The sequence below is a fragment of the Stutzerimonas kunmingensis genome (genome assembly GCF_900114065.1).
Lineage (GTDB): Bacteria > Pseudomonadota > Gammaproteobacteria > Pseudomonadales > Pseudomonadaceae > Stutzerimonas > Stutzerimonas kunmingensis.
In genome coordinates this window covers 779,633-794,549 of sequence record NZ_FORS01000002.1, presented here as the reverse complement: position 1 = coordinate 794,549, position 14,917 = coordinate 779,633, and the positions used below count along the sequence as shown (strand labels likewise).

At 59.2% G+C, this 14,917-nt stretch carries 13 protein-coding genes and 1 rRNA gene; 4 read left to right on the top strand and 10 right to left on the bottom strand.

Features of this window, described 5'->3' with window-relative positions:
• Nucleotides 1-184 precede the first annotated feature (184 nt).
• The 4 genes from rrf (at nt 185) to BM275_RS08045 (ending at nt 3,702) form a co-directional block, all read left to right on the top strand.
• A 5S ribosomal RNA gene (gene rrf / locus BM275_RS08060) occupies nt 185-300 on the top strand.
• A 333-nt stretch (nt 301-633) separates the two neighbouring features.
• Nucleotides 634-990, top strand: coding sequence for a 6-carboxytetrahydropterin synthase QueD (queD, locus tag BM275_RS08055; protein WP_014820063.1), 357 nt, complete (start codon nt 634-636; stop codon nt 988-990).
• 223 nt (nt 991-1,213) lie between these two features.
• Nucleotides 1,214-2,530 carry a Na+/H+ antiporter family protein gene (locus tag BM275_RS08050; protein ID WP_090520505.1) on the top strand — a complete coding sequence of 439 codons (1,317 nt, stop codon included), beginning with the start codon at nt 1,214-1,216 and terminating at the stop codon, nt 2,528-2,530.
• A gap of 122 nt (nt 2,531-2,652) precedes the next feature.
• A complete protein-coding gene (locus BM275_RS08045) occupies nt 2,653-3,702 on the top strand; it encodes an AI-2E family transporter (RefSeq protein ID WP_041013682.1) in 1,050 nt (349 codons plus the stop codon).
• 53 nt (nt 3,703-3,755) lie between these two features.
• On the opposite strand, the gene BM275_RS08040 is transcribed toward BM275_RS08045, so the two are convergent.
• From BM275_RS08040 to BM275_RS07995, 10 genes are all read right to left on the bottom strand, one after another.
• Complete coding sequence (locus BM275_RS08040; protein ID WP_090520502.1) at nt 3,756-5,750, bottom strand: PhoX family protein; 1,995 nt, start codon at nt 5,748-5,750, stop codon at nt 3,756-3,758.
• Between the two features lie 194 nt (nt 5,751-5,944).
• A complete protein-coding gene (locus BM275_RS08035; RefSeq protein WP_090520500.1) occupies nt 5,945-7,540 on the bottom strand; it encodes an isocitrate lyase in 1,596 nt (531 codons plus the stop codon).
• 483 nt (nt 7,541-8,023) lie between these two features.
• Entirely contained in the window at nt 8,024-8,833 is an 810-nt protein-coding gene (locus BM275_RS08030) for a secretin N-terminal domain-containing protein (RefSeq protein WP_090520498.1), read from the bottom strand.
• Entirely contained in the window at nt 8,830-9,459 is a 630-nt protein-coding gene (locus BM275_RS08025) for a DUF7931 domain-containing protein (protein ID WP_090520497.1), read from the bottom strand. Before BM275_RS08025 ends, BM275_RS08030 begins: the two co-directional genes overlap by 4 nt.
• Before the next feature lie 5 nt (nt 9,460-9,464).
• The gene (locus tag BM275_RS08020) at nt 9,465-9,890 is read right to left on the bottom strand and encodes a GNAT family N-acetyltransferase (protein WP_023446962.1); all 426 of its coding nucleotides are present in this window, start codon (nt 9,888-9,890) and stop codon (nt 9,465-9,467) included.
• Nucleotides 9,883-11,049 carry a ribosomal protein uL16 3-hydroxylase gene (locus tag BM275_RS08015; protein WP_090520495.1) on the bottom strand — a complete coding sequence of 389 codons (1,167 nt, stop codon included), beginning with the start codon at nt 11,047-11,049 and terminating at the stop codon, nt 9,883-9,885. Before BM275_RS08015 ends, BM275_RS08020 begins: the two co-directional genes overlap by 8 nt.
• A gap of 76 nt (nt 11,050-11,125) precedes the next feature.
• A complete protein-coding gene (gene purB / locus BM275_RS08010) occupies nt 11,126-12,496 on the bottom strand; it encodes an adenylosuccinate lyase (protein ID WP_090520493.1) in 1,371 nt (456 codons plus the stop codon).
• 87 nt (nt 12,497-12,583) lie between these two features.
• On the bottom strand, nt 12,584-13,222 hold the full coding sequence (gene hflD / locus BM275_RS08005) for a high frequency lysogenization protein HflD (protein ID WP_090520491.1): 639 nt from the start codon (nt 13,220-13,222) through the stop codon (nt 12,584-12,586).
• The gene (mnmA, locus tag BM275_RS08000; RefSeq protein WP_139229571.1) at nt 13,219-14,346 is read right to left on the bottom strand and encodes a tRNA 2-thiouridine(34) synthase MnmA; all 1,128 of its coding nucleotides are present in this window, start codon (nt 14,344-14,346) and stop codon (nt 13,219-13,221) included. The genes hflD and mnmA overlap by 4 nt, the downstream gene beginning before the upstream one ends.
• A 68-nt stretch (nt 14,347-14,414) precedes the next feature.
• Nucleotides 14,415-14,855, bottom strand: coding sequence for an NUDIX hydrolase (locus tag BM275_RS07995; protein WP_090520488.1), 441 nt, complete (start codon nt 14,853-14,855; stop codon nt 14,415-14,417).
• Between the last annotated feature and the right edge of the window lie 62 nt (nt 14,856-14,917).

Genomic DNA, 14,917 nt, shown 5'->3' with positions numbered 1-14,917 from the left:
GCTGTGAGGCGTTGAGCTAACCAATACTAATTGCCCGTGAGGCTTGACCATATAACACCCAAACAATTTGGCTGTTAGACGGAAAGTCGACAAACAGACCGAAAATCTGCACGAACACGCAATACCAATTCATCACATACCCGATTGGCTGCAGCGGCTAAACCCCGAGGCAGCAACTGAATTGCTTGACGACCATAGAGCGTTGGAACCACCTGATCCCTTCCCGAACTCAGTAGTGAAACGACGCATCGCCGATGGTAGTGTGGGGTCTCCCCATGTGAGAGTAGGTCATCGTCAAGCTCCTTTCCCAAACCCCCGACCCGCGTAAGCTGGTCGGGGGTTTGCTTTTGGGGCAGAGAAAAGCACAAGGCGCTAAGGCGGTACTGGAATTGCCGATAGTGCAACTGAACTGCAGTTATCTTGTGCTGTTTTCGTCTGCCTGGAGCCGGGGGGCGACCAACCACGTAGTCCTTTGCAGTTTTTCCGGCTCCGCGTACCGTTAGTGCTTCAGCACTTCCACAGCCATTCATTCGCTCATCGCCCAGCATCTACAGCTGGTGTAATGCATGTGCCACGCTGTCAAAATGCGTAAAATCGCCCCTCAATCTGGCGACCAGACTGTGAGTCTATCTAGTGGAAATATTCAAAGAGTTTACGTTTGAGTCAGCACATCGTTTGCCGAATGTACCGCAGGGACACAAATGTGGCCGACTGCACGGGCATTCTTTCCGGGTAGCGTTATATATCAGCGGTACGGTGGATCCGCATACGGGCTGGATCCGCGATTTTGGTGAAATCAAGTCTGTCTTCAAGCCGTTGTATGAGCTGCTGGATCACAATTACCTGAACGATATTCCTGGGTTAGAAAACCCTACAAGCGAGAATCTTGCGAAATGGATCTGGACTGAGCTCAAACCGCTTCTGCCTGAGCTTTCGCGCATCCGTATTCATGAAACCTGTACAAGCGGTTGTGAATACTGCGGCGATTAGGCATTGCCTAGAGCGTGCGGTCTGATCATTCCTATGCTTGGCATCTATATCAGACAAAGGTGGGCTAAGTAGGCATTTGGGTAAAGCATTCTCGTGCCAGCGCGTTGCCCAGGTAGATACGTGTAAGTTGCTTATCGTGCAGATCTGCTTTTGACACCCCAGTTCCGTTATTGCAGAGTACGGCGTTTTTTTCGCGACGTTTGTCGTTTGTATGGAGAGTTCAATGAACGCAGTTGTTGCGGCTGTTGGCATCATGCTGATCCTGAGTCTTTGCCGCGTGCATGTAGTGGTCGCGCTCATCGCTGGAGCCCTGGCTGGCGGTTTGATTGGTGGCTTGGGAATTGAGGGTAGCTTGGCGGCATTCAACAAGGGGCTAGGCGGTGGCGCAACAGTTGCCTTGTCTTATGCGTTGCTGGGTGCGTTTGCCGTTGCCATTGGAAAAAGCGGGTTGGCTCACGCCCTTGCTGACAAGGCGCTAGCTTTGGTTGGAAAGCAAGGAGCGCAAGGGGGCGGAGCGGTCAAGTGGATGATGATCGGCTTGCTGCTTGCCGTTGCTGTTTCATCACAGAATATCCTTCCTATTCATATCGCATTTATTCCCCTACTGGTTCCCCCGCTGCTTTTTGTGCTGTCGAAGATGAAGATCGACAGGCGTTTGATTGCATGTGTGCTCGCGTTCGGTCTGATTACCCCGTATATGTTTCTCCCGGTCGGGTTCGGCAATATTTTCTTGAACGAGATCTTGCTGGCAAACGTTGCTAAAAGTGGCGTGGATGTAACTGGAATCAAAGTCACGCAGGCAATGCTGATCCCCGCAATCGGGATGCTCGCGGGATTGCTGATTGCTTTTTATAGCTATCGAAAGCCCCGCGAATACGACCTCGTGCGTGTCGAGCAGCTTGAAAAAACTACAGTGACCTACAGTCCCCTCACGCTGCTGGTGGCTGCTGTCGCAGTTGCAGCGGCCTTCGTGATTCAGCTTTGGCTGGACTCGATGATACTTGGCGCGCTTGCTGGGTTCGTGATCTTTTCCGTTTCCGGCGTGGTGCGCTGGCGCGAAGCGGATGACCTGTTCACCGACGGGATGAAGATGATGGCCATGATTGGCTTCATCATGATCGCGGCCGCTGGTTTTGCCGAGGTGATGCGTGAAACGGGCGAGGTCAAGTTGCTGGTAGACGCTTCGACTCAATGGATCGGCGACAGCAAGGCTGTCGGCGCGCTGTTGATGCTCCTGGTGGGATTGCTGGTAACTATCGGAATTGGGTCTTCTTTTTCCACAGTGCCGATCATTGCCGCGATTTTTGTTCCCCTAGGTGTCGAGCTGGGTTTTAGTCCGTTGGCGATCGTCAGTCTGGTCGGGACTGCCGGCGCGCTGGGCGATGGCGGTTCTCCCGCATCCGACTCCACTCTCGGTCCGACCGCCGGCTTGAATGCGGACGGTCAGCACAATCATATCTGGGATACTGTCGTGCCGACGTTTCTACATTACAACCTGCCACTTCTGGCATTTGGTTGGTTGGCGGCAATGACGCTGTAACGCATCAAATTCAGTGTCAGCTGTACGCCTAACCCCGGCCTCACACTGAATCATCTGCCAGACCCGCACTCGTACCGTCGCTCGTTGACTAAACAGAACCAAACGCAGCGACAGGGTCAACAATGGACAATTCGAGGCTCGAGCAGAAGGTCTTTCTTGCGCTGCTGGTGGTGGTGTCTCTGGCTTTTGGGTGGATCCTGCTGCCGTTCTATGGGGCAGTCTTCTGGGCGGTGATACTGGCGATCATCTTCGCCCCCTTGCAGCGCTATCTTTACAGACGGTTTAGCCAGCGACGCAACCTGACAGCTCTGATCACCTTGCTAGTTTCGTTGCTGGTCGCCGTACTGCCGGTGATTCTGATCGCCGGGATGCTGGTTCAAGAGGGGGCGATCCTCTACAAGCAGATCGAAAGTGGCGAGCTGGACATCGGCAGCTGGGTCGTCAACTTCCGCGAGCTGCTGCCTCAATCGATCCAGCTGCAGCTTCAGCGCTTCGGTTTCGGTGACCTCGATTCCATGCGTGAACGGCTGGCCTCTGGGGCGCTCGAGGGAAGTCAATTCCTCGCGACAAAAGCGTTCAGTTTTGGCCAGGGGACGTTCCAGTTTCTGGTCAGCTTCTTTGTCATGCTGTACCTGCTGTTCTTCTTGATTCGCGACGGGCGTGATCTGGTGGCGCGTATCAGGAAGGCCATTCCGCTCAGCGATGCTCAGAAGCGGCGCCTGTTCAGCAAGTTCACGCGAGTCGTACGCGCGACGGTAAAAGGAAACATTGTCGTCGCCGTTACCCAAGGAGCGCTCGGCGGAATCATCTTCGCCGTGCTCGGGATCTCCGGGGCGCTGCTGTGGGGCGTGCTGATGGCATTCCTGTCATTGTTGCCCGCTGTCGGGGCGGGCCTGATATGGACGCCGGTAGCCATCTATTTCCTGATGACCGGCGCGATCTGGCAGGGCGTGATACTCACGCTTTATGGTGTGTTGGTAATCGGCTTGGTGGATAACATCCTCAGACCAATTCTGGTTGGAAAGGATACAAAGATGCCGGACTACGTCGTGCTTATCTCGACGCTGGGGGGGCTGGCATTGTTCGGACTGAATGGTTTCGTGATCGGCCCGCTGGTCGCGGCGCTATTCATATCGACCTGGGGCCTTTTCACCTCACCAGATGAGCCTTGAGTGTGGTCAGTGGATTTATGGGGGGCCAGCCTTGCGGCTTGGCCCCTCCGCAGTTACATCAGGCGCTTTCCGTCGTCCCGCGTGACGATGACGGTTGCTGAGCGGGGTCTGCGACCCGGCCCGTCCGGCCACGTGCTCGTGTAGTTCGTCGCGGTCGAGTCTTCGCCAGGGTGCTGGATGTTGACGAACAGGGTCCGGAAGTCCGGTGTAGCTGTGATTCCGGTTACCTCAGCGCCCTGAGGCCCGACGAGAAACCGTTTGGTCTCACCGGTTCTGGGATCGGAAACCAACATCTGATTGTTACCAAACGGCCCGCTGCGCAGTTGGCTACCGCTCATGTCAGTCTGAATCCACAGTCGACCCTCGTCGTCGAACCACAACCCATCCGGGCTGGCCATGATGTTGCTTTCATCCAGCGCTCGACCCTTCGGCCCCCGGCTGTTGTCCTGTGGCCCGGCAAGCAAATAGATATCCCAGTTGAATCGCGTGCCTGCAAAGTCGCGGCTCGCTTCACGCCAGCGAATGATGTGACCAAATGCGTTTGGTGCTCGCGGATTGGAGGCGTCGGTTTCCTTGCGTCCGCTGTTGTTGGTGAGGGTGAAGTAGACCTCACCGCTATCTGGGTTAACCGCCCCCCATTCTGGGCGGTCCATCTTGGTGGCTCCGACGATGTCGGCGGCCAGACGGGTGTTGATCAGAACTTCACCTTGATCTGCAAATTGAACGCCGGCGGTCTCGCAGGCCCGCTGGAAGGCCGGATTGGCATGATCGAGAGCGAGCCAGTCACCACTGCCGTCGGTGTTGAAACGCGCGACATAGAGGGTCCCCTCGTCCAGCAGCCGCCCATCGCTTCGTTGCGGCCGATAGCGGTCGCGGCTGACGTACTTGTAGATATATTCATTCTGCGAATCGTCGCCGGAATAACAGACAACGGGGCGGCCCGGCCTGACGGGGGCAAACACCAGTCCTTCGTGGGCGAAACGGCCGAGGGCCGTGTGCTTGACTGGCGTTGAGTTCGGATCGAACGGATCTATCTCGACGATCCAGCCAAAGGTGTTGGGCTCGTTACGATAATCCGCTTGTGGATCGGTCGCGATGCGCGAGGCGTTGAAGCGCTCGAACTCATCGCCGGCAACTGTCTCCCAGCCATAACGACCGCTACCGCGCACACCATAGCGGCTAAGTTCACGAGGTAGGTCGCTGTCGGCGGTGGCGAAGTAACCTGCCCAGTTTTCCTCACAGGTGAGGTAGGTACCCCAAGGCGTATGCCCGTTGGCGCAGTTGTTAAGGGTTCCGCGGGTTGAGGTGCCGCTCGGGCTGTAGCGGGTGCGCATCAGCGCATGGCCGCGCGCGGGGCCTTCAATGCGCATCGGCGTGGCACCCGTAATGCGGCGGTTACGGGCTGTCGGCAAGACCGACCAATCGCCGCGCGGGCCCCGGCGGATTTCTACTACCGAAACGCCGTGGGCGTTGATTTCCTTGCGGACCTCGTCGACATCGACACGCTTACCATCGACCACCGTCGGGCCGTTGGGGTGGAGCAGAGGCGCTTGAATGTATTCGTGATTTAGCACCAGCAAGCCGTGATCGCTCTGGCGCCCGCCGAGTTTTGCGTTCATCGGGAAGAAATGCATTCCGTCGTGATGCATGCCGACTTGTTGAGCCTGGTCTTCGGCGCTATTGCTCGCGTCTTCCATCCAGGTCGGGTAGCTACCGGTAATCGGGGTGCCCCATGGAATGAAAGTGGTCGCGGAATAGCCAGCAGGAACGGTAATAGCATCGGCCCGCGTTACCGCCACTGGCGAAAACGGCAGACGGGTACGGCGTCGGAAGGGGAGCTCCTTGAGTCCTTGCGCGGATGGTTCAGCCGCTCGCGCAAGTCCGGGAATAGCCGCACCTAGAAAGGCCATGGCTCCCAGGGCTGCGCCGCCAACCACTACCTTTCGACGGCCAGCAGAGATCACATCCTGAATGTGTGGGTTCGTCGATTGGTTACTGGGCAACTCGTCCCCGTTGCCAAACAAAATGTCGTTGTTCTCAGTAGTCACGGCGCAGCTCCATTACGATTTTTGTCGGACCCATGACGCTAAATTCGATATGCGACAACAGAATGACAGGTAGGGGTCGTGCCGACGAAATGTCGCCTCGTCTACGCAGTCTGCTTGCTCGCAAAAAAAAAGCCTCGGCAGATGCCGAGGCTTTTTGTTAACACCTGCGGCCGGTGAGGGCCGCGAACCGATTCTTAGTGGAACTGGTTCATGGTGTTGTCTTTACCGCTTGCCTTCAGAGCGGCTTCGCCAGCGAAGTACTCCTTGTGGTTGTCGCCGATGTCGGAACCAGCCATGTTCTGGTGCTTGACGCAGGCGATGCCCTGACGCAGTTCCTGACGCTGAACGCCCTTCACGTACGCCAGCATACCCTGGTCGGCGAAGTACCCCTTGGCCAGGTTGTCGGTGGACAGCGCGGCGGTGTGGTAGGTCGGCAGGGTGATCAGGTGGTGGAAGATGCCGGCGTGAGCCGAACCGTCGCGCTGGAAGGTACGGATCTTCTCGTCTGCAACCTGGGCCAGTTCGGTTTCGTCGTACTCGACGCTCATCAGCTTGGCGCGGTCGTAGGCGGAAACGTCCTTGCCTTCGGCAACCATGGCGTCGAACACCTGCTGGCGGAAGTTCAGGGTCCAGTTGAAGGACGGGCTGTTGTTGTAAACCAGCTTGGCGTTCGGGATGGTCTTGCGGATTTCGTCAACCATGGCCGCGATCTGACCAACGTGCGGCTTCTCGGTTTCGATCCACAGCAGGTCAGCACCGTTCTGCAGCGAGGTGATGCAGTCCAGTACGCAGCGTGCTTCACCGGTGCCAGCGCGGAACTGGAAGAGGTTGGACGGCAGACGCTTCGGACGCAGCAGCTTGCCTTCGCGGTTCAGAACTACGTCACCGTTGTTCAGATCGGCGGCGGAGACTTCTTCACAATCCAGGAAGGAGTTGTACAGGTCGCCCAGGTCGCCCGGCTCTTTGGTCACGGCGATCTGCTTGGTCAGGCCGGCACCCAGGGAGTCGGTACGAGCAACGATCACACCGTTGTCGATGCCCAGTTCGAGGAAGGCGTAACGCACAGCTGCGATCTTGGCGAGGAAGTCGGCGTGGGGAACGGTCACTTTACCGTCCTGGTGGCCGCACTGCTTCTCGTCGGAAACCTGGTTCTCGATCTGGATGCAGCAAGCGCCTGCTTCGATCATGCGCTTGGCCAGCAGGTAGGTGGCTTCCGGGTTACCGAAGCCAGCGTCGATGTCTGCGATGATCGGTACGATGTGGGTTTCGTAGTTATCGATCTGGTTCTGAATGTCGGCAGCCTTGGCGCTGTCGCCAGCTTCGCGAGCGGCGTCCAGAGCGGTGAACAGCAGGTCCAGCTCGCGGCTGTCAGCCTGACGCAGGAAGGTGTACAGCTCTTCGATCAGGTCGGAAACGGCAGTCTTCTCGTGCATGGACTGGTCCGGCAGCGGGCCGAACTCGGAGCGCAGAGCAGCAACCATCCAGCCGGACAGGTAGAGGTAACGCTTGTTGGTGGTCTTCAGGTGCTTCTTGATGGAGATCAGCTTCTGCTGACCGATGAAGCCGTGCCAGCAACCGAGGGACTGCGTGTAGACGGACGAGTCGGCGTCGTACTCGGCCATGTCCTTGCGCATGATGTCGGCGGTGTACTGAGCAATCTCCAGACCGGTCTTGAAGCGGTTCTGGGCGCGCATGCGAGCGACGGACTCAGGGTTGATGGCGGCCCAGCTGCTGCCGTGTTGCTCTTTCAGGGCGGCAACTGCCTTGATGTCGTCTTGATATGCGGACATGTTCAATCCTTCAAAAATGAGTGTGGTTGAGCACCGACTTTTCCCACCGAAACCTACGTGCTATCGCTGATCATTGCGGGCAACACGCGGCAGAGCGTCGAAATATCGACCGGGACGAGGATTGAACCAAGAGAAGGGGGGATACGACCGCCGGGCTGGTTCCGGTTGCTGCGCCCACAGCCGGCGTGGCTGCCGTGTGCGCTACAACAACGAGAAGCTTTCAGTCTGGCTGATGCGTCAATCGCTACCCCGTCCCTCAGGACGACTCGTTCCAGTCGCAACCTCGTCAGTCCGCCTTGTGGGCAGTACAGTCACGGAACGGCTCGGCTGGTTGGCTTGAGCACGCCCCGGAGACCCTTGCCAGGGCCCCTGGTTAGCGGGAGCGGGGCAATAATGCTCCGCTGAAATTGCATCGTCAATCGTTTTGTAGTGTTTTCTTTGGGGCACTACATCGTGGCGTGGCTGTCAGGGACCTGCTGATGTTCAGTCCAGAACATCGACCTTGAGGCGCATCGACAGGTTCTGGCCGCTTTGGGTGGAATAGCGACGTAACGTGCCTTGCTGCTCGGAGCTCGCGCTTTCATCGACGCCGCCGATGGTGATCCATTCACCGATACGACCGCTTACCCGAGTGTCCGCGTTCTGAACCTCCACCACGCCACCACGGCCTTGCGCAAGCCGGTCTCGGGTACTGCTTATGGTAACTTGCACCCGGTCGCCGTGCACTGTGGCGGTGGCGTAGAAGCCGCGGAGAACGTCGCGATATTGCGTCTGCTGGTAGATCTGGCCGTAGCCATCTGTGCCCTGGGTGGTCAGCGGCACACTCTGGCCCACCTGAATCAGCGCCGGATAACCCTCGCTGGCCTGAACCTGCTGAACGCCGCCATCCCTGCTGTTCGTGCTGCGGCGGATGATTCGCACCCGATCACGCCCACCAATCTCTCCGCGTCCGGTTTCAAACTCCACGTCGCCGGAGCGTACCGAGCCGTCCACCTGATAACCGCCTGCGGAGCTGCTGGCCGAGTCCTGAGTATCGACACTGATGAGCAGACGCTTGGGCTCGACGTCCAGCTGATCGATCACCTGCCGCAGTTCGCTGATGAGCGCGTCCGGTGCATTGACGATCAGCTGGCTGCCGTAGGCTGTGACCCGTCCCTGACCACCGAGCACCGACTCCGCTACGGGAATAACGTCTTCGGCCATGCGGTTGTCGAGCTGAATGACTTCGGTCGCCGCTTGCAACGGAAGACAGATGCTGACAGCAACGGACAGCAGAAAGATTCGAGGGCTCATAGCAGAAAACTCCGCAGGTTTGCATCCGCTAATCCATGTTCCCAGGCCTTGTCGAATTCCGCTTGGCGTATGCGCACCCGGGCGAGGTCGTGGTACAGGGCATAGCCAGCGTATTGGTCAGCCTTGGGGCGTTGCAGCAGACCACAATCATCGGCGATCAGATAGGCGCCGCTCTGCTCGGGATAATCGGGGTTCAGCTTGCGGATATGTACATTGCTGGTCAATCGCCGAGCAAGCTGCAGAAGACGGTGGCCTTTTTTGATCGCTCGTGTCGGGTCGCCGATCAAGATACGCAGGCGGTTGCGCGGGTGGGCCAGCAGTAGGCGAGTGCAAGCCTGCTGAACGCTGCTGTGATGATAAAGCCAGGGTTCCAGATCCGTGCTGTAGATGCACAGCGAGCGAGTCGCCTGCTGCAGCATGGCCAAAGCATGCTGGCGAACCTCGTTGGGTTCGCTGAAGCGTTGCAGTTCGGTGTCCTGTCCAAGCTCAAAGGTGGCCGCTCTCCAAGCGAGAGGCTCGGGAAGGTCGGCTTGGGGGTTGTGAACGGCAAAACGCCCCGGAGAGTGAAAGTCTATGGCCGGGAGTTCGGCCTGATCGCAACTTTCGTCAGGGGCGCTGTCGCTCATACGGCTCAGTGGCTCCGGCGGAGCATGTCGACGTGGGGGATTCCAGCTTCGAGAAACTCGTCGCTGACCACTTCAAAACCAAGTCGCTCATAGAAGGCGGTGGCGTGAACCTGCGCAGTCAGTGTCTGCTCCGTCAGGCCCCGGCGCTCCGCCTCCGCAAGGACGGCGCGCATCAGCGCATCGCCCACGTTCATGCCGCGCCAGTCGCGCAGGACTGCTACCCGGCCAATCTGCCCGTCGGCCAGCAACCGTGCGGTACCGATCGGATAGTCGCCCTCGAGGGCGAGAAAATGCACGGCTTCGCTATCGTCGGCATCCCACTCCTGCTCGGGCGGAACGGCCTGCTCGGCAATGAACACGGCCTCCCGAATGCGCCGCAGTTCGGCGTTGTCCTGCTGCCAGTCGGCGATCCGTACCTGAACGCTATTCATCAGCAAACTCCAGACTTCCTTGTTTGACCAGTTCGCACAAAAGCCCCCGGCCATCGTCGTCGCTCAGCCAGTCGCCGATGTTATCGGCGTGCAACGCATCAGCCGAGCAGATCAGTTTCAACAGTTCGCGCAGCTTAGAGGGAAGCAGGCGACTCTGGCCACTGGCGAACAGTAGCAGGCCGATGTCGACTTCGCTCCAGGCCAGGCGTGCCGCCGGGTTGCGGACCAGCAGGGCGCCATCTTCGATTGCCGAGCGCAGATCGATCTCATCCAGCTCAGGCCCCTCCACGCGCTCCGGATAGCGCGGCTCGGTCATGAACTGGCCGAACCAGGTGAGCAACAAACGCTCGTCGCTCATGTGCTCGGCAAGCAGCGCTTTCAATCGGTCCAGTGCGTCGCTCTGGATCTGGTAGGGGTCGTCGCTCGGTTGCAGATCGGCGTCGCTGTAACGATCCTCGTCCGGCAGGAACTGCGCCAGGAAGTCGGTGAAATGGGTCAGTACCTCGGCAGCGCTAGGGGCACGGAAACCGACCGAATAGGTCATGCAGGCATCCTCTGCGGTGCCGAAGTGGGCCAGGCGAGGCGGAAGGTAAAGCATGTCACCGGGTTCCAGCACCCATTCATCGGTGCCTTCGAATTCGGCCAGGATGCGTAGATCGCCGTGGGTCAGCATCGGGCTTTCGCTGTCGCACATCTGCCCGATGCGCCAGCGGCGCTGACCATGCGCCTGCAGCAGGAATACGTCGTAGTTGTCGAAATGCGGGCCGACACCGCCGCCCGGTGCGGCATAGCTAATCATCACATCGTCGATGCGCCAGTTGGGAAGGAAGCGGAAGTGCTCGATCAGATCGGCGACTTCCGGTACCAGCTGGTCGACGGCCTGGACCAGTAGGGTCCAGTCACGCTCGGGCAGCTGCTGGTAGGTGTCTTCGGCAAAGGGACCGCGACGCAACTCCCAGGGGCTTTCGCCGTGCTCGATGATCAGGCGGGATTCGACTTCCTCTTCCAGCGAAAGGCCGGCCAGTTCGTCCGGCGAGATGGGGCTCTGAAAGTCTGGGATGGCCTGGCGAATGAGCAGCGGTCTCTTCTGCCAGTAGTCGCGCAGAAATTCCCGGGCGCTGATGCCGCCCAGAATTTGAAGTGGAATATCAGAAGTCATGCGTAATACCTTGCTCTATATACAGAGCTGAAAATAAAAACGCCCGGCACAGCCGGGCGTGCATACATGGTCGTACTCAGATGCGCTTGGCCTGGGCAACGGCGTTGCCGATGTAGTTGGCCGGCGTCAATTTGCGTAGTTCGGCCTTTGCTTCGGCAGGAATATCCAGACCGTCGATGAAAGACTGCAGGGCTTCGGGCGTAATGCCTTTGCCGCGGGTCAGGTCCTTCAGTTTTTCGTAGGCGTTTTCCACGGCGTAGCGGCGCATGACCGTCTGTACCGGTTCGGCCAGCACTTCCCAGCAAGCGTCGAGGTCTTCGGCGATGCGGGCGATGTTGAGCTCCAGCTTGCCGATACCCTTGAGGCTCGCTTCGTAGGCTATGACGCTGTGGGCAAAGCCGACGCCAAGATTGCGCAGCACGGTGGAGTCGGTCAGGTCACGCTGCCAGCGGGAGATCGGGAGCTTGCTGGCCAGGTGCTGGAACAGTGCATTGGCGATACCCAGGTTGCCTTCGGAGTTCTCGAAGTCGATCGGATTGACCTTGTGCGGCATGGTCGACGAGCCGATCTCGCCAGCAACGGTCTTCTGCTTGAAGTAACCGAGCGCGATGTAGCCCCAGACGTCGCGGTCGAAATCGATGAGGATGGTGTTGAACCGGGCGATGGCATCGAACAGTTCGGCAATGTAGTCGTGCGGCTCGATCTGCGTGGTGTAGGGGTTCCATGTCAGGCCGAGGTCGCCTTCGATGAACTCGCGGGCGTTGGCTTCCCAGTCGATCTCGGGATAGGCGCTCAGGTGGGCGTTATAGTTGCCCACTGCGCCGTTGATCTTGCCCAGCAGCGGAACGGCGGCGACATGGGCGATCTGGCGCTCCAGACGGTACACCACGTTCGCCAGCTCCTTGCCGAGTGTCGTCGGCGACGCCGGCTGGCCATGCGTACGCGAGAGCATCGGTACGTCAGCGAAATGCACGGCCAGGCTGCGGATCGATTCGGCAAGCTGGCGCATCAGCGGCAGCAGAACGCTGTCGCGGCCTTCACGCAGCATCAGCGCGTGGGAGAGGTTGTTGATATCTTCGCTGGTGCAGGCGAAGTGGATGAATTCGTTGACCTTGGCCAGTTCCGGCAGCTGCTTGGCCTGCTCCTTGAGCAGGTACTCGACGGCTTTTACGTCATGGTTGGTGGTTCGCTCGAATTCCTTCACGCGCTCGGCGTGCTCCAGCTGGAAGTTCTCGGCCAGCTGGTTCAGCACCGAGTTGGCTTCGGCGGAGAAGGGGGGGACTTCCGGAATGCCTGGGTGGGCTGCCAGGCGCTGGAGCCAGCGGACTTCGACCTGAACGCGGCAGCGAATCAGGCCGAATTCGCTGAAGATCGGGCGCAGGGTGCTGGTTTTGCCGGCGTAGCGGCCGTCGACGGGGGAAACCGCCGTGAGCGAGGAAAGCTGCATAGAGGGCATTCTCGGACAGTCAGGCAACGAAAAGAGGGCGCAGATTATACACGAATGGACCGGGCGGGCCCGGTACATTCGCCACCGTTAGCGGTCGTCATCCTGGGTCGAGCGCAGCCGTGGATAGAGCGCATCGAGCAGCTTGCGGCGGCTGAAGATCAATTGCCAACGGTGCCCGCCGAGCTGGCGCCACAGACGTGCCGAGCGAATTCCGGAGAGCAGCAGGGCGCGAATCTTGGCTGCATTGTCCGTCTGCTGCAGGTGCCGCATGTCGCCTTGAACCTGAATGCGCTGGCGAAATGTGCTCAGGGTGTCCTGGTACAAACCGCCGAACGAGGCCACGACATTTTCGTGGGTGATGCCGAAGTGCTCGACCTGCTGTTGAATCTGATCCAGACGGCTGCCAATGACCTGAAGCATGTCGTCGCGCTTGTCCAGCTGGCGCTCCAGACCGATCATCGCCAGTGCGTAACGCAGTGGTTCTCGCTGCAGTGCGCTGCTGTCGCGCTCCAAGGCACCGACCAGAGCGCGATAGCCATCACGCAGATTGAGGTCATCACCGCCGTAGATTTCCAGTGTGGTTTCCGGATTGCGGGCCAGCAGGCTGCCCAGCATGCAGCCGAGCGAGGCGTTCGGAACCTGGCCGGTGCGAGCGATGCGGTCCACCAACGTTGCTGATTCGAATACTGCGCCGAGTGCGATCAGCTGTTCGTCGAGCGTATTCATGCTCTGCCCTCGAACCAGGGTTCGGCCTGCTCGATCACACCGCCGCCCAGGCAGATTTCGCCGTCGTAGAACACGACCGACTGGCCCGGTGTCACCGCCCGTTGTGGCGCTTCGAAGACGGCACGATAGCCGTCTGCCGTCTTTTCCAGCGTGCAGGCCTGATCGCTCTGGCGATAGCGGACCTTGGCGGTCAGCTGGAGCGGAGCGCTGAGGTCGATGAGGTTCACCCAGTAGATTTCCGACGCCAGCAGCGCGCGCGAGAACAGCCACGGATGATCGTTGCCCTGGCCGACCACCAGCACGTTGCGCTGCAGGTCCTTGCTCAGCACGTACCAGGGCTCGTCGGAAGCATCCTTGAGGCCGCCTATGCCCAGGCCCTGGCGTTGACCGATGGTGTGATACATCAAGCCGTGATGACGACCGATCACTTCACCATCGATGGTTTCGATATTGCCGGGCTGGGCCGGAAGGTATTGCTTGAGAAAGTCGCTGAAGCGTCTTTCGCCGATGAAGCAGATCCCGGTGGAATCCTTTTTCTTCGCCGTGGCAAGCCCGTACTTCTCGGCGATCGCCCGCACTTCGGGCTTTTCCAGCTCGCCGACAGGAAACAGCGTCTTGCTCAGCTGCTCGCCACCAACCGCATGCAGGAAATAGCTCTGGTCCTTGTTCGGGTCCAGCCCTTTGAGCAGCTCGCTGCGATCGTCCACGTCGCGCCGGCGCACGTAATGGCCGGTCGCGATGAGATCTGCCCCCAGCATCAATGCGTAGTCGAGAAAGGCCTTGAACTTGATCTCCCGGTTGCAAAGGATGTCGGGGTTCGGCGTGCGCCCCGCCTTGTATTCGGCGAGGAAATGCTCGAAGACGTTGTCCCAGTATTCAGCTGCGAAGTTTGCCGTATGCAGCTTGATGCCGATCCGATCGCACACTGCCTGAGCGTCGGCCAAGTCTTCCTTGGCGGTGCAGTATTCCGTGCCGTCGTCCTCTTCCCAGTTCTTCATGAACAGGCCTTCGACCTGATAACCCTGCTCGAGCAGCAGGAGGGCGGAGACGGAAGAGTCCACTCCACCGGACATGCCGACGATGACACGTGTTTTTTCCGGGGCGGTGAGGGTGGTTACAGACATAGGAACACGCTGAGGCTCTGCAAAGGGGCGGATTCTATCAGGCTGCAGCAGGCATGACGAAGCCGCGTTCAGTTGCGAATCACGTCAAGCGAATGCAGCGGCCCGGCCAGATAATCATCGATGCAGCGTGGCACCAGTTCGCTGCGCCAGCGTTCAGGTTGCGCCTCCAGCTCGTCGCGGCTCAGCCACCGAGCCGCGACAATGCCCTCGTCGAGCTGACGCTGCGGATCATGCTGCAGGGGCCTGGCGGCGAAGCACACGCGCTGATAGGTCACGCCATTGCTGGGCGCGGTGTACAGATAAATTCCCACGACGCCAATGAGTTTGACGTCCCAGCCGGTTTCTTCGAGGGTTTCCCGTACTGCCGCCTGGCGCAGATTTTCATTGGCTTCGAGATGCCCGGCAGGCTGATTGAGGACGAGACGGCCCGCCTTGAGTTCTTCTACCAATAGAAAGCGTCCTTGGTCCTCGATAACGGTCGCGACGGTGATATGCGGTTGCCAGTCCATAAGAGCTGCCTTGTTTAAATGACGGGGATGATAACAGTCACCTCCGTTCAGAAAGCACGAAC